This is a genomic window from Azospirillum sp. INR13 (genome assembly GCF_015390205.1).
Lineage (GTDB): Bacteria > Pseudomonadota > Alphaproteobacteria > Azospirillales > Azospirillaceae > Azospirillum.
On the sequence record NZ_VUOI01000011.1, the window covers coordinates 68,553 to 91,757 of the forward strand.

The 23,205-nt window shown below is 69.9% G+C and carries 10 protein-coding genes and 2 pseudogenes; all 12 read right to left on the minus strand.

Going from position 1 to position 23,205, the window contains the following annotated elements; translation table 11 throughout:
- Entirely contained in the window at positions 1-1,236 is a 1,236-nt protein-coding gene (locus tag F1643_RS10980; RefSeq protein ID WP_206692446.1) for a beta-ketoacyl synthase, read from the minus strand.
- Positions 1,233-1,511: a phosphopantetheine-binding protein gene (locus F1643_RS10985; protein WP_194913173.1), complete on the minus strand. Its 279-nt coding sequence runs from the start codon at positions 1,509-1,511 to the stop codon at positions 1,233-1,235. The genes F1643_RS10980 and F1643_RS10985 overlap by 4 nt, the downstream gene beginning before the upstream one ends.
- Positions 1,512-1,568: 57 nt before the next feature.
- The gene (locus tag F1643_RS10990) at positions 1,569-6,899 is read right to left on the minus strand and encodes a hypothetical protein (RefSeq protein ID WP_194913174.1); all 5,331 of its coding nucleotides are present in this window, start codon (positions 6,897-6,899) and stop codon (positions 1,569-1,571) included.
- Positions 6,900-6,913: 14 nt separating this feature from the next.
- Complete coding sequence (locus F1643_RS10995; protein ID WP_194913175.1) at positions 6,914-8,014, minus strand: hypothetical protein; 1,101 nt, start codon at positions 8,012-8,014, stop codon at positions 6,914-6,916.
- Between the two features lie 5 nt (positions 8,015-8,019).
- Positions 8,020-9,642, minus strand: coding sequence for a hypothetical protein (locus F1643_RS11000; protein WP_194913177.1), 1,623 nt, complete (start codon positions 9,640-9,642; stop codon positions 8,020-8,022).
- Positions 9,643-9,715: 73 nt separating this feature from the next.
- Positions 9,716-11,794, minus strand: a complete 2,079-nt coding sequence (locus tag F1643_RS11005) for a hypothetical protein (protein ID WP_194913178.1) — start codon at positions 11,792-11,794, stop codon at positions 9,716-9,718.
- Positions 11,795-11,803: 9 nt separating this feature from the next.
- Positions 11,804-11,932, minus strand: a pseudogene (locus F1643_RS24720) (DUF6603 domain-containing protein); the annotation flags it as partial.
- Positions 11,933-11,972: 40 nt separating this feature from the next.
- A pseudogene (locus F1643_RS24725) lies at positions 11,973-13,301 on the minus strand (DUF6603 domain-containing protein); the annotation flags it as partial.
- A complete protein-coding gene (locus tag F1643_RS11010) occupies positions 13,273-15,549 on the minus strand; it encodes a hypothetical protein (protein ID WP_194913179.1) in 2,277 nt (758 codons plus the stop codon). The pseudogene F1643_RS24725 and the gene F1643_RS11010, both read right to left, overlap by 29 nt.
- Positions 15,546-19,493, minus strand: a complete 3,948-nt coding sequence (locus F1643_RS11015) for a hypothetical protein (RefSeq protein ID WP_194913181.1) — start codon at positions 19,491-19,493, stop codon at positions 15,546-15,548. The genes F1643_RS11010 and F1643_RS11015 overlap by 4 nt, the downstream gene beginning before the upstream one ends.
- Before the next feature lie 5 nt (positions 19,494-19,498).
- The gene (locus F1643_RS11020; RefSeq protein ID WP_194913182.1) at positions 19,499-20,608 is read right to left on the minus strand and encodes a hypothetical protein; all 1,110 of its coding nucleotides are present in this window, start codon (positions 20,606-20,608) and stop codon (positions 19,499-19,501) included.
- A 21-nt stretch (positions 20,609-20,629) separates the two neighbouring features.
- Entirely contained in the window at positions 20,630-23,197 is a 2,568-nt protein-coding gene (locus F1643_RS24225; RefSeq protein ID WP_194913183.1) for a hypothetical protein, read from the minus strand.
- Positions 23,198-23,205 lie beyond the last annotated feature (8 nt).

Sequence of the window (23,205 nt, forward strand, 5' to 3'; positions counted from 1 at the left end):
TCACACCGCCCGCACGGCAATGGCCGCATTGACGCCGCCGAACGCGAAGGATTGCGAGACCGCCGCGTGGAAGCGACGGGCGCGTGCCTCGTTCGGAACGCAGTCGATGTCGCAGTCGGGATCGGATCCCAGATGGTTGACGGTCGGTGGCACCACGCCGCGGGCCATGCCGAGGATGGTGGCGATCAGCTCCAGCGCACCGGCGGCGCCGAAGGTGTGCCCGATCTGCGATTTGGTGGAGGACATCATCAGCCGCGCCGCATGGGGACCGAACACCGCATGGGCCACTTCCGTTTCCACCCGGTCGTTCAGCGGAGTCCCGGTGCCGTGGGCATTGAGATAGCCGATCTGATCGGTGGCCAGCCCGGCGTCGGCCAGGGCATGCATCACGGCCCGGGCTGGGCCGCGCATCGTCGGCTGCACGGTGTCGGTGGCGTCGCTCGACATGCCGAAGCCGGCGATCTCCGCCAGCACCGGGGCGCCGCGCCTGTCGGCGGATTCCAGCGTCTCGATGACCAGAATGCCGGAGCCTTCGCCCAGCGCCAGCCCGGAGCGGCCATGGGAGAAAGGACGGCAGGTGTCGGAGGCGATCGTCCGGGCGGCGTCGAATGCGCGCATCACCGCATAGATGACGTTGGCCTCGGTTCCGCCGGTCAGCGCGCGTTCGACATAGCCGTGACGCACCATCATCGCCGCCTGCGAGATGGCGTGCGACCCCGAGGCGCAGCCGGTGGCGATGACGAAGGACGGCCCGAGGATGCCGTGCTCGATCGCGATCATGCCGCAGGCGGCCTGGTGGTTGGTGCGCGGCACCGTGGTCGGATGGGCGCGCGGGCGGCGGTTGCCGAACAGATGGATGGCCGTCTCTTCGCGCGAGATCTCGCCGCCGCCGCCGCAGCCGAGCACGATGGCCGCATCGGTCAGGTCGGCGGAGGTCAGGCCGGCTCCGGCAATGGCCTCCTGTGCGGCCAGCAACGCATACTGCACGAAGGGCTCGCAGGTCAGCAGCTGCGCCTCGCTGAAATAATCCAGCGGCCGGTAGCCGGCGACGGTCGCGGCCGGACGGATGACCTCCATCCCCTCGAAGGTCCGGCGGGTGGGCTGGATGGCCGTGCGCGCCTCGGTCACGCCCTGCCAGAAGGCGGGAAGGCCGACACCGAAGCCGGTGACGGCACCCAGCCCGGTCACCACCACCCGGTGCGAGCCGTCGGGGCGCCGGTACCGACCGCCTGTCATGCCGTCACCTCTCTGGCGGCGGCCAGACGCCGGACCAGCACCTCCAGCTCGCCGCAGGTCTCGAAGACATCCAGCCCGTCGTCGACGATGCCGATACCGAACAGTTCCTCGATCTCGAACGTGATGGTGATGACCTGGATCGATGCCAATCCCAGCCGGTCGAAGCGGGTGTCGGGAGTGAACTCGGCCTCGCGCAGGCTGGGCACGACCTTGACGATACAGTCCTTGATGCCGCCCCAGACCGGGCTGTCGGCGAAGGGGGTGGAGTCGGGCATCGGCGTTCCTTCGGTTGATGGCAGTTGGGTATCGGGACGGCGGTCGCGCGAGCCGGGTCAGCCGGTGGTGACCGGCAGCTCCAGCTCGCTGGACACCGGTGCCTGTCCGTTACCGGTGATGGTCAATGTTAGCACGGTTGATGCCGATGGCGCGGTAATGGTGGTTTGTCCCGTCTGTTTTGTCGCGTCCAGCGGCACGGATATCGCGGATTGGTTGCCGATTGCCAGGGTCGCCGAGGTTGCGTTCAATGTCTGGTAGCTGACCGTCACGCTGGCGCCGGGGGCTGCCGGACTCGGCGTCGCGCTGAAGAGCTGGACCTGGAGGTACGGTCCCGGACCGAGATGGGCAAGCAGCGGCCCGCTTCCGGCGCCTGGGCCATAGGCGGTCAGCGTGTAGTCCTGTCCGCTGGTGCTCACGGTCGGCGATCCGGGAGCTGGATTGGCCACATTGTAGGTGACCTGGGTCAGTGTGGAGTCGGTGTAACGGAACCAGCGGATCCGCACCGGATTGAAGGTGACCGCCGCCGTTCGGTTGACCGGCCCCTGATAGCCCAGCGCCTGCAGGGAGAAGGTCACGCTGGACTGGTTGCCGCTGAGATAGCTGCCGGGAACTACGGGCTGCTGCCCCTGGGCGCCCACGCGTTGCGCGCCGTTGGGGGTGGACAGATAGAGCGGGGTGACGGCGTAGGTGCTGCTCCAGCTCAACACCGCGCTGGCGTCGGTGTCGATCGGGCCGCTCGGATCGCAGGACAGCGTGGCGCTGACCGGTCCGAGATAGGCGGTCGTGACGGCTTGCTTGAACTGGCGGTCGTCGGTGTAGAGCTGGAGCGTGTAGATCGTCTGCGCTTGCGACACCGGCATCTGCAGACTGTCGGTGAAGCTGCTGCCCTGCACCGGGCGCTTGATGTTGCCGGGCTGGATCAGCACGTAGCTGCCGCCCGAAACGGTCCAGTTCAGCGTCGTCGACTGGCCCTGCGCGACGGTGATCGGGTTGGCGTAGAATTGCTGGATCGCCAGCGGCTGGTTGGTTTTGACGATGGTGACGGCCGTGGTGCCGCCTCCGGTAAAGCTCTCTTGAACCGGGAAGGCGGCGGTGCCGACCGTATCGTCGACCACCAGATTGTTAAGGTAGACCGACAGGCTGGCTCCCGCCGCCAGGGCCGGGCCGGTCAGCTTGATGTAGGGCGGATTGGTGCTGAAGTAGGTCAGGGCCAGCCACGCCGGCGTGCTGGTGGTCACCGAAACCCCACCCAGGCCGGTGGCGATGGCGTCAGCGCCGGTGCCCACCGGAATCTTGACGTAGATGGTCTGGGTGCCCGTCAGCGCGGACGTCGCGTTGGGATTGGTGATGGTCAGCGTCGGCGCGGTCGTCGCGCCGATGATCAGGCTGTTGGGGTCGAACCGGTATTGGTAATAGGGCGGCGTGGTCGCTGTCGGGGCCGCTGCCATGGCTTTGTACCTCTCGTGGAACTGCATGTGGGCGAGTTTCTGGTTGGCGACGGTTCGGGTCGTTGTGGAGGGGCAGTTGGAGGAGCCGCTGGAGGGGGTGGGCACCAGCCCCAGCCAGCCTTCGCGCGCCGCCGGTATGGCCGTCGGCAGAAGCGCCTGGGGCTGGCTGCTTTTCAGGTTCGCAACCGTCTCCCATACGGTGACGCCGGTTCTTGCGATCCACGACCATGTGCCGGAGACGTTGCCGGGCAGCGGCATCTGCACCTCGCGCGGATCGATCAGCAGCGGGCCGACGCGGAAGGTGGCCAGCAGGGTGTTCATCGCCGAAACGACCCCTGGCGGCAGCGAGACCGTCTCCACCGGCAGGATGCCCGAGACGGCGGGGATGGAACCGCGCGGATCCATCAGCACCGTCAGCCGGTGGACCGGTCCGTCGGGCAACAGGGTGAAGGACGGGTCGGGGTTCAGATAGCCCGACGTCGTGGCCGGGCTGCCCGCCGCCAGCAGGGTCGGCAGCCGCGCCATCGCCTTGCCGAGGTTGCTGCGCGGGTTGCCGGTTCGCGACGACAAGGCGCGGCGCACGGTGCCGAAGGCGGTGTCGAAGCCGCGTAGCGGATTCAGCAGCGAGTAATCGTCGTCGAGGAAGAAGCCGAGCGCGCCATTGCCGTCATAGGCGATGTCGCCGACATAGACGGGGAAGGACATGGCGGTGACGCCGCCGTCATCGTTCTGGCCGGTGGTTGCCCAGGACTGGTCGTAGGCCGGATCGCCGTCGAGATTGAGGGCGATGTCCGCCCGCACCACGGCCACCGGCTGACCGATCAGCACCGCAAGATTGTCGCCGTTCGGCTGCGGCGTCGGGGTGGTGCGCCACAGCGTGACATCGATGACGTCCAGCAGATCCTGCAGCGCCTGATCGCCGGAGATCGGTCCCTGAGCCAGCAGCCCTTCCACGAAACCGAGAAGATGAGCGTTGCCGATGGCCGGCGGCGAACCAAGCGGCAGGTTCAGCCCCGGCGCCGGATCCCAGCGGATGCCGCGGCCGTTGTCGGTCTCCACCGGCAGGATCTCGCCCAGCGGCGTCCCGTCGGCGGCGAACACCTGCACGCTGTTATCCAGATGGTTGGGCAGCAGCCAGCCGGCGACCGGGCTGGTCAAATTGGACGAGTTGGTCGGAATGGAGTCATCCTCGGCGTCCAGCAGGGTCAGCGCCACGCGGGCCGGCTGCTGGATGCGCGGAGCCACCTGGACGAAGCGCTTGTTGTCCTGGCCGCCGGCGTCGGGGGTGGTGACGCTCTTGGAGCGGATCGGCAACACGTCCTGGCCGGCATTGGTGGTGCGCAGGATCTGTCCGAAGGCGTCCACCACCCAGAGCTGGTTGATGACGTAATGGCCGGACCGCACCGGGTAGAAGGCCGGCGCACTGCCGTCGGTGCCGCTGCCCGGCAACGGCACGACGGACGGCGCCAGCTCCAGCCAGCTCTCGACCGCCGGGTCGTCGCTGGTCAGCTCCGTCATCTGGCCCTGCTGCATCAGCATGAAGCCGCCGAAGCCGCTCAGCGCCTCGGTGACGATGTCGTACTCCGCGATGTCGGCGGCGGCCTGGGTCAGGGCGTCCTGCTGGTACTGCGGCAACTCGTCGAAATTGGGATTGAGCGTGACCAGATCGTTCAGCTTCTCCGCCAGCCCGGCAGCGATCTGGGTGCCCACCAGCGACCGGCCGCTGATGACCTCGCTCGCGGTGCCAATGGCGGTGCCCGTCCAGCTGTAGTCGAATCCCTCCAGCGTCCAGCCATCGAGCATGCCGGCGGCGGCGTCCGCGGTGGGATACCAGGTAACCTGCCAATCGATGTAGAGCGGCGTCCAGGGAGGCGACCAGGGCAACACCGACCGCTTCAGCGGCACGACGCCGGTGAAGCCGACGGCGGCCCCCACCGTCTCTTCGTTATACGGGGTGTCGGGGGTGGCATTCCACGGTGCCGTCTGCTGGGCAGCGATGGTCGCGGCCAGCGTGTCCAGCTGCGCAGATGTCGGCGTGATCCCGGCCTTCTCGTAGGCGATGGCGGCCAGGAAGCGCGCGTTCGCAGTGTCGAACAGCATCACCTCGACCAGATAGTCGGTCATCTCCTTCGGCACGCCGGAATTGGCCGGCGGCAGGGTGGGGACGCGGCTGGTCAGGTCGCTGGCATCGATGGTCTGGGTGGTGCCGCCGACCGGTTCGACCACCGTCAGCGCCGATACCGTCTGGCCGGTGAAGCGGCTGAACAGGCTGTCCTCGGGTCCACCATCGGTTCCGGGAGGCAGCAGGCGGGTGTCTTGTTTGGCGCCGGCCACCATGACCGCCGCCGCCGCCGGGGCGTGGAACCGCGTGTTTCCGTTGCTGGACAACACGAATTCATTGCCGAGCAGGCTCAACAGCGCTGTTTTGTCAGTTTCGACGGCGGCGGCTTGGGTGGTGCGCTGGGCGTCGAGCGTCGTCAGGGTGGCCATGACGGCGTCGATGGCGTCCTGGACCTTCTGGGTATCCGGCGAAAAGGGGCCGAGCTGCGCTAGCTTGTAGACCAGCGCGAAGAGCTGCCAGACATTCGAGGCGATCAGCTGGCTGGTTCCGTCGAGTGCCGCCTGATCGTCATTGAGCGCGGTCAGCGCCTGGGTCTGGGCGGGCGACAGGTCCACCGTCTGCAGGGTCCGGCCGCGATCGGAGGGATCGTAGTCGGGCCGCGCCACCAGCCAGACGGTGCCGCCATCGGCCTTGGCGAAGCGCGCCTCCAGCGTCCTGGTGGCGAACACCGACGGTTGCTGGAGATAGTCGAACACCAGATCCTGCTGCACGGCGAGGATCAGGTCCTCCAGATCAGGCTGGTTCAGTACACTGGCCATCCAGGCGGCGATCGCCTCGACACCGGTGCCGCCGACGGCAACCGACACCGGATTCTGGCCATTCAGCACCGGGTCGCGCGGGTAGCTCTGCTGCGGGCCGCTCCACGTCATGCCGAACACCATGCCGTGGCACAGCGTCTGGCTGGCGAGCTGCATCTGGATCGCCGGGATGGACGCCCCCCCGCTGATCGGATTCGCGGCCTGCCAGGCCTGCCAGGCCGCTTCTGCAGCCGCCAACCCCGACTCGCCATGCACATTGAGCAGCAGCGTGTTCAGGATCGACTGCCACTCGTCCTGGGTGGTGAAACCCTGCGGGTCGGCGTCGGTGACGCCCAGCAGCGGATCGAAGTCCGAAGGGCTGTACCAGCCCAGCATGGCGTAGGTGACTGTGCCCGAGGACACGTCCGACAGGCTGTCGTAGAAGCTCAGCACATTCAGGGTGTTGTCGTAGGTGACCACCCAGCTGACGCAGCCCGGTCCGACCGACCGCAGCAGCGGTTGCGCCGGACCGGCCGGGTTGGTCCAGGCGTCGAAGGTGAAGGCGCGGCCGACCCATTGGGTGTTGCCGGTCTGGGTGGGGTCGGGATAGGTGTTGCTGCCCTCCCCCATGTCGCCCAGAAAATCGCCCTGGAGCACCCATACGGTGAACACCGGAGCGGTGCCGGGTGTCGTCACCACGGAGCGGGCCACCAGCCAGCGGTTCGGGATCGGCGGGAAGAGGACCGATCCGTCGGGCTGTTGCTGCCCCTGGCGGTAGCCCATCGGCAGCGTGGCCTGCAGATGGGCGCCGGTGCCGGGCGGGTCGTTGGCGGGACGGAGCTGGAAAGGCTGCGGCTCCGGATCGACGTTCGCCGGAACCTTGCGGTAGTCGATGGCGAGGTCGGCCCAGCTGCCCTGCTGGTTGGGAACGCCGACCAGCAGGCATTCGATGCTGATCGGCACGAACAGGCAGGGGCCGGGCCACAGCGGGTCGACGATGGGCGAGGCGGCGGGCGAGGCGGCGGACGCGGCAGAGGGCGCAGCAGAGGGCGCGGCGGTGTTGGGCTGGGTATCCGTCATGGTCTGCGCTCCGATCAACCCGCGATCCGGCCCACGGCGGGGGCGGTGGTTCCCGTGGGGGCGCTGACGCCCCGTTGGCCGGTCGGGGCGCTGACGCCCCACTGGAAGGACTGCATGCCGGCCGCCCGCACCATCTGCACGGCGAACTCGGCTGCGGTGAAGGTGTTGGCGCTATCAAGCGCGCCCAGAGTCTGCATGGCCGCTTCGAGCGAGGCGGCCGAGGCGGCGACGTCGAGCACGCCGGCCGCAGCACCGCTCCGCATGGAAACAGCCGCCTGCTGTCCCTGAATCTGCTGACCGGCGGGATAGCCGCCATAGCCCAGGCCACGCAGGAAGCTCATGTAGCTGCTGGCGAAAGCGGTGGTCGGGCGGACGCCGAAATGCAGGCTTTCCGGCGGCTGGAGGAAGTCCACCACCCGGGGCAGCCCGTCGAACAGAGCGATCAGCACATCGTCCGACAGGCGGTCGAGCCGCAGAAGCGGCAGCTTCAAGGTGGCGGCATCGTCGGCATAGGCGCTGACCTCCACCCCCGGCCAGCCGGAAACGGCGGCCGAACGGATCAGCAGCCCGGTGATGGGGCCGGTCGCCGTTCCGCCCGCAGCACTGGATTGGGCCGCGGCCGCCTTCAGCGCGGCACCGGCGCGGCTGTGGCCGCTGGTCGCCTTGGCGCGCAGGGTCGGACGCACCGTCGAGGTGTGCGACAGCGCCTGATCGACCAGCTGTTCGATGGTCGCCATCATCTGCACGGAATCTGCGCTGGTCGACAGCCCGATGCTCACCGCGCCCTCAAGCAGCCGGTGGATCCAGTTGAGGTCGATGTAGAAGAAGCGGATCGATTCCTTGGGCAGCATCCGCCCGTCGGGCGTGATGTACTCGAACGGCACGCCGTAGAGCAGCGCCGCACGGGCCAGCCAGTCGATGACCGCGGGAGGCGGGTCCGGCAGTTCGACGGGAGGCTGAGAGGCCGCCGCGCCGGAGGCCGCGGGAGCGATGGCGGCCGGCAGGGCGACGCGGGCGTGCGCCGGGCCGGTCCGCAGCGCGGCCAGCGCCGGGGCGGTCGCCGTGTCGATGAGCGCCTGCAGGGTGGCGGCGCGGTTGCTGATGGCACGGTCCATGACGATCACTCCGCGGAAGGGCCGAAAACATGGTCGAGCAGCGCCTCCAGCGGATCGGCGGCGTCCGTCGCGGTACCCGCGGCAGCGGCGGTCCTCAGGCCGGTTATCCTCAGGCCGGGAGCAGCCGCGACCGGCGGCCGGTCCTCGCGGCGGATCCGGCGGGGAATACCGGACAGGGTTCCGCCATCGGCGGCGGGAACCGCCGCCTCCCGCCCCGCCAGCCCGGCGAACGCCTCGGCCAGCGCCACGGCGGCGGTTTGGTGCGAGAGGGCCAGCGTGCGCCCGCCGCTCCCCGGCCCGGCGGCCGGCAGAGCGCGCATCGTCTCCGCCGTGACCGGCAGCGCGCCGGCAACCTGCCCGAGCACCACATTGGCGGCGACCGCTTGGTGGAATTCCTTGCGCCACAGGAACATCAAGCGGGCGAAGGTGGAGTCCGACAGGGCGAGCAGCCGGCCGATCTGCCAGGCGGCGGCCTGCGACACGTCGAACAGCGCCGTGGTCGGGTCGTAGCGGATCGCCTGATCGCTGAAGACGAACGGTCCCAACCCGTCGGCCTTGGTGGGCACCGCACTGGCCGGGCCGCGATACCAGGCCGTCGCCTGTTCGCCCACCCGCATGCGGTAGGTCAGCGGCACATAGCCCATCCCGAGCCCCATGGCGGCGATGGCGGACGGATCGTCGGAGGCCGCAGAGCCGTTGCCGGAGGCCGGGATCGGCAGGTGGGGCAGCTGCACAAGATCCACGCCGCCATTTTCGGGCAGGGCCTGCATGATCTCGATGAAGTCGCCCTTGGAGACATCGGCCTGCACCTTCCACCACGCCAGCGACGCGAAGCGGATGGTGGTGTAGGAGGAGGGAATGGTGCTGCCGGCCAGTTGGTCCTGGTGACCTTCCAGCGAGACCAGGAACAGGTAGTTCACCGCCCCCGGCTGGATCGTCCGGTTGCCGACGACGATAGAGAAGGTGCCATCCTCGTCGAGCCCCAGGATCTCCTTGTGATCGGTGTTGACCTCGCGCACATGGGCCAGCCAGGACAGGTCGGCCACCGTCGGGGCCACCGACTGGAACAGCGTCACCGGCAAATCCAGCAGGAGCAGCCCCGTCTGCATGTCGGCCGGCGAGACGCCCGACAGCTGCGGTCCCAGCACTGCCGGGTCCGTCGGCTGGACCAGATCGGACACCGTTCCGCTGTGCACGGGCGAGGGTGCCGCGACAGCGCCGGCCTCGCCGCCCAGTTCCGTGGCGGTCACCGTGAGCAGGCCGATCCAGGGGGCCGGGACGCTGTCCGCGGGCGGGACGCTGCCGTCCAGCGTGCGTTCCCACGGCAGCGTGCGCCGGCGCAGCACCACATTGGGCAGCGTGTTCTCCCAGGAGCCCGTCTGGTTGGCCGGCGGCATCACCGACTGCAGGTCGCCGGGGGCCAAGGCGAAGCGCGGCCCCTGGATCTGCAGCGTCTGCACCGCCGTGTAGGTGGGGGGCGTGTCCTGATCCTTGATGCCATCCACGGTCTGGGTGGCGCTCAGCCGATAGGTCCCGGCGGGCAGCGGCGGCAGAGCCGCTTCGCTGAAACGGATCTGTCCGGGTTGCAGCGCGTCGCCGTCACCGGCCAGCGCGATCGCGTTCGACATGGTGGGATCCCCTTCCTCACGAACCTTTCCTGCCAATCGCCCCCACCCGGTCGGGGAGGGGGTGCCCGCACCCCTATGCCGCGTTGCTGCGGACGAACCGCAACACGGTCGGGCCGCCGTTCCGCCGGCCGCCGGCGGACTTCGCCGCCGCGGCCGGTCCCAGGGCCCGACGCGGCGCCACGCTGCGTCCCAGCACCGGGAGTGACAGCCCGTCCCAGCCGGCCTCCACCTCGGCCGGTGTGCCGGCAAGCCCGTAGACGCCGGCCAGACCCTCGACGCCGCGCACCAGGACGGCATGCCGTTCCCCGTCATCTGCCACCGAGGCGGCCACCGAGGCGAACGCCGCGGCGTCGTAGAGCAGGATGGTGCCGTCGCCGGCCGCGATCCGAACCGCCGGGGTCGCGGCGACGCCGTAATCGACCGTCCAGGGGGAGCCGGTGGCAGCGATCTTCACCGTCACCGCATCGGCGTCCGCCGAGCGGTCCAGCACCACCGCGACGGTTCCGACGGTATGGCTGAAGACCGTCTCCACCCAGCCCGGCGCGGTGCGGCCGACGCCGGTCTGGACGCGGTTGCGGTTCAGCATCGCCGCACCTTCCACCGGTCCGCGGGCCGCGATGGGCGCGGCATCGCCATCGCGCAAACCCCGCTGCGGGCGCGGTCCGGCCTGGGGCCGCACGGTGCAGCCGCTGCCGAGCAGGGTGTAGCGGCCGACCTGGACCAGCGTGCTGTGCCGGTTCCAACCGGCGACCGGCGCCGTTTGGTCACCTTCCACTCCGACCAGCGTCACCTGGGCGGTGTCGGCGGGCAAAGGGGCGGGCAGAGGCTCGGCGCCGCTGCCGGCCGGCGAGACCAGGCGGCTGGACAGGATGCGGCCGGCCTTGTCGAAGGCGTGGACCATCACCGGGGTTCCGCCCTGCAATTCCAGCATCGGCGCTCCGGCGCCCCGTCCTGCATCGAACACCGCGACGGATCCCGGCTGCAGGCTCAGGCCGGCCTCGATCGCGGACGGTGCGGACCCTGCGCCGGCAAGCGTCCGGGCACCGCCGCGCGTCGGGCGGACGTTGGCGTCGGCCCAGCGCATCACCACCTGCGGCGCCGGCAGCAGGACCGATCCCTTGCGAGCGGCACCGCCGGCCGCCCCGACAGCTGCCCCACCGGCCAGCTGGATACCCCGTGGCACAGGAGCCGCCAGCGCGTAGGCCTGGGAGGAACCCAGCAGCCGCGGGGCGAGGGGGGCCTCCACCGCCGCGGTGCTGGCAGAGCGCTTGGGCTGCGGCGCCGTCAGCGTCTGCGGACCGGAGGTCGCAAGGTCGAAGCCAAGCTCGGCGAGGCTGGGGGCGGCCTGGAAGATCTGGTCGGCAAAGCTGGCCATCACCGACAGGTTCTGGTCGACGATGACCGCGACCTGCGCATCCTCCAGCGCCTGCATCACCTGGCTGCGCAGCGTCGAGGGCGTGGGCGCCATGATGCTTCCCATCAGGACGGCGAAGCGGTCGTCCTGCGGCAGCGCCGCCGGTGCGGTGTAGACCGGGGTGACGGCGAAGGGCAGCGGCAGCGGGTCGGCCTGCTCGTAACCGAAGGACGTGAGCAGATCCATCGGCTCCAGCGTATCGACCACGTGATCGCCGGTGGCGGCCAGGGTCATGCCGAAGGCAGCACCGGCGATGAAGTCGGAGGACGGCTTGCCCACCGGGTCGAAGGCCTGCGTCGACCACATCGCCGCCGCCGCGCCGCCGGACAGGGTTGCGGGCGTCAGGCCGGGCCGGTCGATGGACAGGGTGGTCCATGCCCCCTGATCGTCCTGCGATTCCAGCGTGACGGCCATCCCGGTCGCGATGTCCGGCAGATCCATCGGCGGGATGCCCAGCGACGGGCTGGAGGCCTGATAGCTGGACTCCGCCACGGTGACGGTGGAGGCCGGCATCACCGACCGCACGTCGATGGCGAAGGGGGCGGACTGGACCGTCGGCCCGAATTCCCCGGTTTCGCTCAGCAGACCGCTGCTGACCTGGATGTTGACGACCACCTGGGTGGCGTCCGCTCCGTCCGTGTTGCCGGAGGAGGTGTCCACCCCCTCCGCCGCCAGCATCATCGACGCCGTCCGGGCGGTGGCCAGGGGAGCCGCCTGCGAGTCCGGCTGCGGCAGCATGCGCGCCTCGAACTCCTCCCAGGTCAGCGGCTGGGTGCTGGACAGATCCTGATCCTGGTTGCCGAAGGGGATGGTGAAGGAGATGACGTACCAGCTGACCTTGACCTTGCCGGCGGTGGGCGGACCCCACAGCTCCAGCCCGGCCCCCCAGCTCGGCGGTCAGCGTCACCTTGACCCCGGCGACCTCGAAGCCGAAGGACACGCCGACCGACACCTGCACCCCGGCATAGTAGTAGAAGGGTTGCCAGGCGATCAGGAAGTCGGCCCCGGCGTTGAACCAGGCCTTGAGCGGCCCGGCCTTGAACAGGGCCTTGAGATAGCCGCCGGCCATGATCATCGACGGCGTCAGGGCGAAATAGGTGCCGCCCGACACGCCGACCGTCATGGCCGAGGTGCTCAGCACCGGCCAGTCGAAGCCCAGGCGCGGCACGTTGGGGTAATGGTCCGGCGGCTGGAAGGACGGGTTGTAGCCGCCCAGCGTGATGACGAAATCGCCGGCATAGGGGTTCGAGCCGAACCAGAATTTCGCGGCGAAGCCGCCGGTCAGCTTGCAGTTCTTCGCCAGCAGGAACGAGCTGGGGGTCAGCTGGGCGGTAACCGAGATCTCGCCCTCGTCCGGCTTGAACGAGGCGACCAGCGCCAGCTCGATGTAGGCCAGCGCCGAGGAGGGCGAGACCTGCGGCGGCAGGGTGGCGGTGGCGACGCCGATGACGTCGATCTCGAACTCGCGCCCGAACTTCACCAGCAGCATGGCGAAGACGTCGAGGATCTGGAAGCTGGAGAATTTCAGGCCGGCGGCGATCCAATAGCTGCCGATCTGCGGATAGACGTCCTGCGACAGCACGGCGAGTGCGCTGGCCGGCGTCGGATCGCTGCCGAAGGTCGCCTGGGAAATGGCGCCCTGGATCAGCGGGAAGGACATGATGTTCCCGGCATCGGGAACGATGATGTTGCGGTTGACCGAGAAGCCGCCGGCCACGCCGTTGACGAAGAAGGCCGGCACGCCGCCCAGCGGCGCGTTCAGGTTCAGGAAGACGAAGAAGGACACCGCCTTGTCGCCGTCGGGCTTGTCCGGATCGACCGGAATAAGCGCGAAGGAGCCGACGGCGTAGAGCGAGAAGCTGCCCGCCTTGACCAGAAGCTGGCCGTCGTAGCGCAGCGGGTCGTTCTGCTTCAGCAGCCCGCCGGACACGCTGACCGAGCCGCCGCTGAAGGACACCGACAGGCCGGCCAGATCCAGGCTGTACTGGCTGTAGTCGGTGATCTGGGTGACGTTGACGCTCACCGACAGGTCGATCAGTTCGACGTCCAGCCCCGCCAGCGTCAGGCCGCCGTCGAACAGTACGCTGCCGATCTTCGTCGGGTTGTCCCAGCCGATGCCGACCTTGTTGGCATGGACCGGGCCGAAGCTGCGCTGCACCGGCAGCCAGATGCGCGTCTGGCTGCTGCCGCTGCTGTCATACAGGTCGACGCCCAGGTCATGGCCGGACATCCAGCCGGCGCGCATCGAGAAGCCAGGATTCGCGGCCGGATTGCCGGCCGAGGTGGCGTCGCCCGAACCCAACAGATTCTGGGCGACCGGGTTGGTGTTGGCGCCAGGCGTCAGCGTGTCGGGGGCCAGCGAAATGGCGATATCCTCGACATCGACGCCGCCGCCATAGGCGGTGATGGGGTTGGACTGCGCGAAGTCGAAGGTCAGCAGGCCGCGCGGCTTGATCTTGGCCAGCTGGAAGCGGCTGAAATCGACCAGCGGCGTGCCCGCCTTGCCCTGGAAATCGACGCCCGATGTTGATCAGGCGCAACTTGACCGCGGTGAAGTCGGGGATCAGCCCGTCGACCGGCAGATAGGCCGCGACACCGGGTTGGTACTGCGACGGGTCCGCACCGGTCAGCGCGATCCATTCGGTGTCGGTGGCGCCCAGTTGGAAGACCAGATAGGGCACCTGCTTCAAAGACAGGCCGGTGGCGGCAAAGCGCACGCCATAGCTGCCGTCCGGTCCGGGCTCCAGCCAGATGCCGCCGCCGTCGGGGAAGGACAGCACCTGAATCTGCGTCTGGGTCAGCGCCTTGAGGAAGCCGGCCAGGAAGCCCTCGACGCCGAGCGATTGCAGCGCCGCCAGATCGTTCAGCGCATAGGCGCCGCACTCGGTCACCAGAAGCTGCGAGGCGGTGAGCACCTGTCCCGCCGTCAGGGTCGAGCCGGTGAACAGCGGTGCGTTCAGCCAGCTGACCACCGTCCGGGTGTTCAGAACCACCACCGAGACGTAGCGCGGCAGCGCCTGCACCATCACCCCCTCCAGCCAGACGGCCAGCGCCGCCTCCAGCCGGCCGGCATATCCGTCGCCAGTCGCCACGCCGAACGGCAACGGCAGCAGTTCGGCGTTCAGGCTGCTGGAGACGCCGGCCTTCATCAGGGGGTCGACCGCCGCCGCGACGCCGCCGCCGGCGCTGTCGTAGGTCACCGTCAGGCCCGGCCCCTGGTCGAGCGCGATGATGGCCTGGGCCGACAGGCCGAACTGAATGCGCGCCTCGGGCGTGCCGGTCAGCGGCACGCCGACGCCGGTCGGGGTCAGCGCCACCACCACGCTGTCCGCGGCGGTGATCGACAGGGTCGCCCAGATGCCGACGAGCGTCTCGGTGCCCACGGTGCGCACGCCGGCCATGACGGTGACCGGCACCGATTTGGACGGCGCATAGACCAGGAGGCCGCCGTCGCTCGACACGCCGCTCAGCGCCAGCTGCAGCAGGCTGGCGACGGCGGATGCGGTGGCGGCCGCCTGCTCCGGCTGCAATCTTTCGCGCAGCCATGCCAGCGCCGCCGCTTCCAGCGCCGCCGCGTCGGGCTGTGCCGCGATGAGGGACTGCACCAGAGCGTTGATGTCCAGCGAGGCCGCGGTGCTGCGCAGCGCCGTGACGAACTGCGTCAGCGTCGTGTCGCCCTCGGCGGCGAGCTGGTCGAGCAGTTGCTGGGTCAGCGTCTGCAACAGCGTCTGCGCCACTTCGGCGGCGACCTGGAGGACGAAGGTCTGCCAGCCGCCGAACGGCACGAGATCGAGCACCGGCTTGCCGTCGCCCTCCTCGCCGACCGTCAGCGTGAAGCCCTTGTCGTAGCCGCCCTGCAGAAACAGCGGCTGGTCCAGGCCGGGGATGGCGGCGGTCAGCCGGCCGCTGCCGCTCAAGCCCGGCTGGTAGTTGGCGGTCAGCGACAGGCCGAAGCCCATCGACTGCAACTCTGCCCCGGCCAGCAGCGGCATCGCCTCGCTCAGGGCCGGAGCCACCGTGAACAGACCGGTCGCCGGGTCCGCGGTCACCGCAACCTGCAGCCCATAAGGCAGGCCGGACAGCAGCACGCCGTTGGTCGCCTGCGCCAGGGTCAGCCCTCCCGCGCTCCCGGACGGCAGACTGCCCAGCACCTTCTGGATCTGCGCGATGTTCAGCAGCCCGTCGCTGCCGACCACCGCGTCCGACAGAAGCCAGTCCACCGGGTTCTCGAACAGCCCGAGCGCCGACTTCATCTGCCAGACGCCGGTGTCCGGATCGGGATCCGCCAATCCGAACGCCTGGAACAGACTGCACGCCAGCGGATATTTGGCGAGCAGCATGTCGTCGACCACCTCGGCCACGAAGGTCGCCAGCACATAGGCCGGACCGATGGCGGCGAGCTGATCGATGAAGGCGCTCTGGTTGAAGGGCCAGATCACCAGCGGCGTGGGCTGCGGGACCGAACCGTCGCCCCAGACCAGGGAGACCGTCACGCGGGCGCACTGCCGCCGACCGTGTAGGTCAATGTGGACAGGACGCTGAACCCCGCATCGGGCAGGAAGCAGTCCAGCGTGGCGGTGATCGCGCCGGTCTGCAGATCGACACGCACGGTCAGCGACGGGTCGAGGAACGAGCCCACCGTGAAGCCGCCGCGCGGCAGCGTCAGCGTCATGATCCGGCCATTGGCCGTGGTCAGGGTGCAGGGGCCGACGGGGAAGCTCTGCGAGCCGTGCGTCATCGCCGCGATCACCGACGAGCGGGCATCCGGATCGGACAGCAGGGCGGTCAGGCGCTGCGACAGCTCGGTGGCGGGGGCGCGGGCGACCGCCAGTATCGCTTCGGCATTGGCGGCATAGCCGTGATCCGCGTCGGTCACCAGCCCGAGCCCGGCCAGCATCGCCAGCAGCGGCTCCGGCATCTCCGGCAGCGAGAAGCACAGCGTTGCGTCGATGGCCTGGAACAGCCGCGGCTGCACCGTCGCATCGGCCAGCGCCGCCATCAGCCGGTCGGTCAGGAAGCCCAGAGGGTTGGACGCCAGCGCCGTGAAGCCGCCGGGGTCGATGCCGTAGGGACCGTCGGCGCTGGCTGCGGGCACCGCCAGCCCCAGGTCGGCGAGGACGCCGTAGACCAGCTGGAAGGTATCGTCGCCCTTGAAGGCCGCGGCGGCCACGCCGATGGCGGCGTTGACGACCGCCAGCAGGGCGCTGTTGGACGACGGATCGAGCGTACCGTCCAGCACCGTCACCGTGCCGTCGGTCTGCTTCGCCGCCAGAACCGGGGTTGCGGCGAAGCTCGCCGTTCCGCCCGACAGGTCCATCGTCAGCACGACGCCCAGCGTCACGCTCTCGACGGCGACGCCGCCGACCGTAACCAGGGTGCCGCCGGCACCGCTCAGCACGGTCTGCACCGACAGGCCGGGAACGCCGGACGCGGAGACCGGCTCGCCGGTGCTCCAGGAGATGCCCATCGGGTCCAGCCGCACGCTGGTGACCGCGGTGATGTCACCCGCCGTATAGGACAGCAGCGTCGACAGTCCGGGAACCGCCATGGTCTGGCCGGAATCCTGCCACAGCGTGCCTTGCAGGTTCCACGGCACGTCGAGCGGCACCCGGTAGGGATCCAGCTGGGTGCCCGTGCCGGCGACGGGTGCCGCGGTTTCCGCCGTGCCGTCGATCGCCCAGCCCAGCAGGCCCAGCACCGCGGCGGCGCGCTCCGGGGTGGACAGCACCGACTTCAGCTGGGCCCGGACCTGGGCAATGGGATCGGTGAAGCTGGTGGGGGCTAGCACCGGCATGCCTTCGGGCCAGTCGATGCCCTGCGGCATGAAGGGGCCGAGGTTGGGCAGCAGCCCCAGCCAGCCGTCGAGCGCCAGCCCGCCGCGGCGCTGCGCGCGGTAGAGCGCCACGCCCAGCACCCCGGTCAGGATGGCACCGAAGGTGGCGGCCTGATCGGTGACCAGCTGCGACAGCGCGGTGGCGTCGGAATAGTTCATGTCGCTGCCGACCGGCTCGGGCACGCCGTCGACCACCAGGGTCGGGGCCGCCACCGACATCGACCAGTGCCAGCCGTCGTAGGGGCTCCAGTAGAGCGACAGCCCGCCCTTGTCGATCTGCAGCGAGGCTCCCGCCACCGTGGGCGTCGAGACGCCGGACGGCAGTGCGCCGTAGACGCCGATGCCCGGCAGGATCTGCGCCGACTGGATGCCCCGGCCGGCGGAAGCACCGGCGTCGAGCCCCAGCGCCTCGATGCGGAAGGCGAGGTCCAGCGTGTTGCCGGCGATCGGCAGCGTTGCCCCGACGCCGAGGCCCAGCACCAGCCGCTTGGCTGCACCGCTGGAAATCTGGGCATCGGCGATGTAGGCCACCAGCGCGGCCGGACTTCCCGTCGGACCCAGAGTCATGCTCCAGGGATCGCTGTTGGTCCCGGACCCGGTCACGCCGCCGCTGCCGCCGCCGACCTGCCGCAGGACGGTGCCCAGGGCTTCGACCATGAAATAGAAGGGCAGCTTGTCGTCGACCTGGACGTCGCCGCGGATCAGCGCCGCCCAATAGCGGCTCAGCGCCTCGACGGGAAACTGGATGGAATCGGGCAGGCCGGACAGGCTGAAGGGCGGCGTCAGCGACGATGGCCAGGCGGTGGCCCCCGGCGGCGGGGCGACGCCGAGCAGCGCCGCGAGCGACGGCCCGACCTCGCTGTCGGCGCCCAGACCGAACAGCGCGTTGAAGGCATCGCCGATGGCGGCGTTCAGCTCGGCCTCGGCCGCCGCGACGAGGTCGCCGGGCTGGGTCAGGTCGATGGTGGGATAGCTGCCGTTGGGCGTCGTCACCGACAGCAGTGAAAAGGCGGGCTGAACGGTGGCGCCGCCATCGGCGACGATGACCGACATGCCGCCGGCCAGCGCGCCGAAGCTGTAGGTGCCGCCGAGGATGGTCCCGCTGTAGAGCGGCTGGGCGATGTCCTTGTTGGCCAGCAGGATGCCGGCCTTGAAGCGGCCGGGGGCGACGCCCTGTACCCCGCCGCCGGTGGCAAGGGTGAAATCGAGGATTTCCAGCCCGGCGCTGCCGGTCACCGCGGCGCTGGAGCTGCCCAGCACCAGCGCCGTGGAGGCGAAGGCCAGACCGGGATAGAAATGGCGCAGCCCGGCCGTATCGGTTCCGGTGCCTGCGGTCAGCCGCAGGGTGCCGACGCCGCTCACGCTCAGGACAGGCACGGCGAAGGGATCGTCGCGCGTTCCGCTCCCCGACACCGTGGCGTCACTGCCGGTCAGCCCGCCGACGGCCCCGCCCACCGCCTTCATCCAGGCGGACAGGGTCGGCCCGTCGGTGGCAAGCGCGGTGAACCAGTCGACGAAGGGCCGTGCCACGTCGCCGCCGCTCACAGCCAGGGCGATGAAGCTGTCCCAGCGCAGGATCGGCAGCAGCACGCCGTCGACACCCGGCACGCTGGCTCCCAGCCCCAGCGCCGGCAGCAGGTAGGACAGAGACGGCTGGTCGCCGACCAGCTTGCCCAGCGCCGTCACCGCCAGCGCCGCGGCTGTCGCCAGGATCTCGGCACCGCTGATCGCCTGCAGGTCGGCCAGCGTGAAGTCGCGGGCACCCGGCGCGGTGGGCAGGGTCAGCTGCGTGATGACCAGCGAGACGTTCACCGCCGGGTCGGTCGCAGGCGACAGACCGACCGACAGGCGCACGCCGGTGAAGGAGAAGCCGGCCGCGTCGATCAGCGGCCCGTCGCTGCCGGTGACCTCGAAGCCCATCGTGAAGGGATGGCCGGCCTGCCCGACCACCACCTCGACGCCGCCGTTGCCGAGCAGGGCGACCGGCACCATGCCCCAGACCTTCAGGTCGATGCTGGACGGGCCGTCGGCCACCAGATCCAGCTCCGCCTTCTCAGTCGTCCCCAGCGTCACCGTGGTGGTGTACATGACGCCGAAACCGAACACCGTCGGCGGTTCGCCGCTGCCGTTGCTGTCGGTCGAGACCGGCTGGGTCGCCAGATAGAGGCCGCTCGGCGTGTCGGTGCCGGGCTTGTTGATCGGATACCATGTTCCCAGCGCCCCCGGCTCCCGCACCGGGATGCCGAGCGAACTGCCCGAGGCTTGGCCGATCAGCTGGGCGATCACCAGGGCCAGCGTGACGGCGTTCTCGCTCATGCCCTGGCCGGTCTTGCCCACCGGGTCGGTGAACCAGTCCGGGTTGAGCTGGTAGACGCCCTCCTGCCCATCCACCGGCAGCAGCAGCCCGCAGGCGACCGCAAGCTGGATGGCCGGCGCCTCGACGCCCACCGCCTCGATCAGGATGGGGCTTGTCGCGCTGGTCAGGTCGACGGCCAGAAGATCCGCGGCCAGAAGATCCGCGGCGGCGGCTCCCCGCAACGCAGTGGAGCGCGCCGGAACGATCCCGGTGCGCGCGGTCTCTGTGGTCTCGGGCTCTATGGTCACGGGTGTCACTCCCCTGTGCGAAGCCATTGCACCAGCGCCGGCCGGCCCGGCCGGCCCGGCGCTCCGTCGCGTCCGGCATGTCCTATCAGTCCATCGGGAAGGCCGATCCCCCCGGCTCCGCCGGCTCCCCCCGTGCCGCCGGCGCCGGGGGAGCCGTCCGCGACGTCGAGGTCGAAGGCGGACCCCGGCTGACGGACATGCACGTCGAGCCGCAGCAGGCCGGCATCGCCGCCGGCCCCGCCGTCGCCGCCGTCGCCGCCATGGCCGCCGTCGCCGCCCCGGCCCATGCGGTAGAGAGCGACGGCATGGCCGCAGGCCCCCGACCCGCCGCCGCCGCCGCCGCCGCCACTGCCGCCGCGGCCCGGCCGCACCAGCAACCGGGAGCGGCCGGTCACCGTGTGGATGGTGACCGCCATGTCCCGCAGCGGCATGCCGTTCAACCCCGGTTCGCCGGCATGCCCGCCGCTGCCCCCTCCGCCGTCTGGCAGGTCCAGGCTGCCGGTCGGACCGGCACCGCCGCGTGCACCGGGGTCGCCGTCGCGGCCGTCGGCGCTGACCAGCAGCAGCGTCGCCGGATCGACGCCGCCCGCCGTCTCCGGCCGCGCGCCGACCAGTTGCCCGACCACCAGCCGGGCCGCTCCGCCCGGCACCACCAGCCGCGCGCCCTCCATCAGCGTCAGCCGATGCACATACAGCTCCACCGGGTCGCCGAACGGCGTTTCCAGCGTCAGCTCGGCGCCGGGGCGCAGGATGATGCTGTCCAGCGCATAGCGCACCCAGGTGTGGCGGAAGGTCTGCGCCGGTTCGACGAAGGAGCGTTCGGGCACCCAGGAAATCCGGATGGCCTGTCCGTGCCGGGCGCTGTCGAGCCAACGCCGTCGGAAGCTTTCCGGGTCGATGCCGTGGAAGGACAGCTGGCGGTCCACGAAGGCGCGGGCGTCCGCAGGCATCTCCTCATGGGCGACGGTCTGCGGCCCGGAGTAGCGGGGCAATGGCGGATTGAAGGGATCGATCACCCGGTTCCTCGCCGGCCTGGGCCAGCTGGAGACCACGGCGGTCGCGTCGGGCACAGGTGTGGACGCCTCGGCCTTGTCGGGCAGGGTCTTGGTGGGCATGGCAGCGTTCCGCACCGGCCGTCAGGAGTTGGGGACGAATTGCAGGGTCGAGGGTTTGCCGGGTTGCCCCTGCTGGCCCGGATTGCCCGGATTGCCCGATGTGCCGGGAGGCTGCCCGGCGCCGCCCGCCCCGCCTTTGCCACCTCCGCCCCCGGGTCCCCGCAGCCCGCCGAAATCCTGGAACACGACGGTGGTTCCCGGATCCATGGTGTCATACCGGATGAGGATCGTCGTGCCGTTGGCGCCGTTGCCACCCTGGCCGCCAGCGCCGCCGTTACCACCCTGGCCGCCCGCGGCACCGGAGCCGCCGTTACCGCCGGCACCTCCATTCCCGCCCTGACCGCCGCTTCCGCCCTGTCCGCCGGTTACACGGGTGACGAAAGTGCCGCTGATGTTGCCGACGAAGAAGGTAAAGGCTGACGGCATGGCCCCGTTGGCCCCCCACGTCCCGCTTGCCCCCGTTCCCCCGTTCCCGCCTGGATAACCGGGAGCACCCGAAGCACCTGTCGCGCCCGGCCATCCCGCGGCACCACCGGCTCCGTTGGCTCCCTGCACGATGATATTGGGGGTATCGGTGGCGCTCGCCGCCATGGAGGTCATGGAGCCGACGGTAAGATGTGCCGTGCTTTCGACCGACAGGGTCGCACCCGGTTCCAGCAGGATGGAGCCTGCGATCAGGCGAAGGGGCTGGCTGTCGGGCGAGCCGATATGCAGGGTCTGGCCGGTTCGGACCATGATCGTGTTGGTGGCGAAAACCCGGCTTCCTCCGGCGAAAACCTGCGCCGGGGCGAGCGCGCTGACCCTCGGGTCGGCGGACAGGACGATGCGGCCCTGGTGATCGGCGGTGTCGAGGACCGGACCGGCGAGATGCCCGGGATTGAGTCCGTAGAATTCCACCATCCGGGAAAGGAAGGGCGTCAGCTCGGGCTCGGTCGCTGCGACGATGCGTGGCGCGGCGGTGGCGGCGAGCAGGCCGAGTCGGCGCGCGTTCGCCGTCAATGCGGCCCGCGATCCGGCGGCGGGCCGCATGGCAACGAGGGATTGCGCGCTCGCCGACGCCTGGGGGTTCAGCAGCGAGGTGTAAAGGGCGAGCGCATGGCCGGTGGTGCTGTTGACCGGGCTCAGCATTCCACCGGAAAGCCGCATGGTTGTCGGCAGCGGAGCCATCACCGACATTCCCTGATTGGCCGCGATCACGTCGTTCGGCAGCAGGAGCTGATAGCTGACGCCGCCAAGCGCCGTCTGGTAGGCGCTCTGGAAGGCGTAGTCGCCGAAACGGACGGTGCCGAAGCCATAGACGGCGGTCGCGGAGGGGATGCCGCTGTAGGGAACCAGCGCCAGATTGTAGGCGGCGAGCGCGGCCAGGGCGCCGCCGAAGTCATGGCCGGCGAATACCAGCGGCTTGCCCGCCACGCCGGGAACCGCCGACAGGGCGGTGAACAGCGCCGTCGCATAGCTTGGATAGAAGGCGTACAGCCCCTGCAGGATGCGGCCGCCGGAGGTGAACCAGGGCAGCGGCAGCAAGGACTCGTTGCCCATGAAGGCCAGAAGCTCGATCCACGAGCAGGCGCCGCGCGATGCCACCACCGTGCGGTCGCCGGAGCTGTAGATCGACGCCCAGGTGACGCCGTTGACCACGACATCGGCCGCCCGCGTGTAGCCGGACGGCAGCGGCTGCGACAGGTCCGGATGCTGGAAGCGCCCATAGGTCGCCGTCGTCAGCAGAGCCAGCGTGTAGGCGAGGTCGCCGCTGTAGCCGGGAACCGGCGTCACCGTTCCGCCGCCGGGCAGCTGCGGCTGCGGCGCGCCGTATGCGGTCTGGTAGAAGGCCGGCGTTCGCTCCAGCCAGGGCACGTCCGAAGTGGGGACCGACGCAGTCAGCGTCTGTGCCGCACCGCTGAAGGCGAAATCTGTGGGGGCCCCGGCAATCGACGGATAGAAGTCGATGCCGTTGAGATTGCACAGGAAGACCGACCCCAGCGCCGCCGTGACCGCCGCCGCATAGGAGGTGTTGCCATAGGCCGGGGTGGAGAAGGAATAGCAGCCGGCCGCGCCGACCGGGCTGGTCATGGAGCCGCCGCTGCCGTCCGGACCGGTCTGTCCGGGCCGCAGATCGAGTGCGGCCAGCTGGGCCAGCGGCCCGGCCGGACCCATGCCAACCACCAGAAGCGGCACGTTCGAGGTGAATCCGGGCACAAGCTTCAGCTTGGAGATCGCGGTCCAGATCTGCGTGTGGATCGCGTTGTAGGCCAGCGAATAGCCCTGGGCGATCAGGGAGTCGTTGCTGCCGACATTCAGATAGGGGGGCGGCGTGGTGGTGGTGGTGAGGAGGGATTGCTCGAAGAAGGAGATGAAGGCGGGCCAGTTGACCGCGACCGCCAGCACCGCGACAGGTCCGTCGATGCCGGCCATCGTGCCGGTGGCAAGGAATCCCTGACCTCCGCCCGATGTGACGGAGCCCTTCGCGAAGGTGGTCACGAGATTCAGGTTCGCCGGGAGATAGGCTTGGCTGAGGTCTCCGCCCGCAATGTCGACCAGATCGAGCAGGGCATTGGCGGTGGTCGCAGAATACTGGCTGACGGTTCCCATGGCACCAG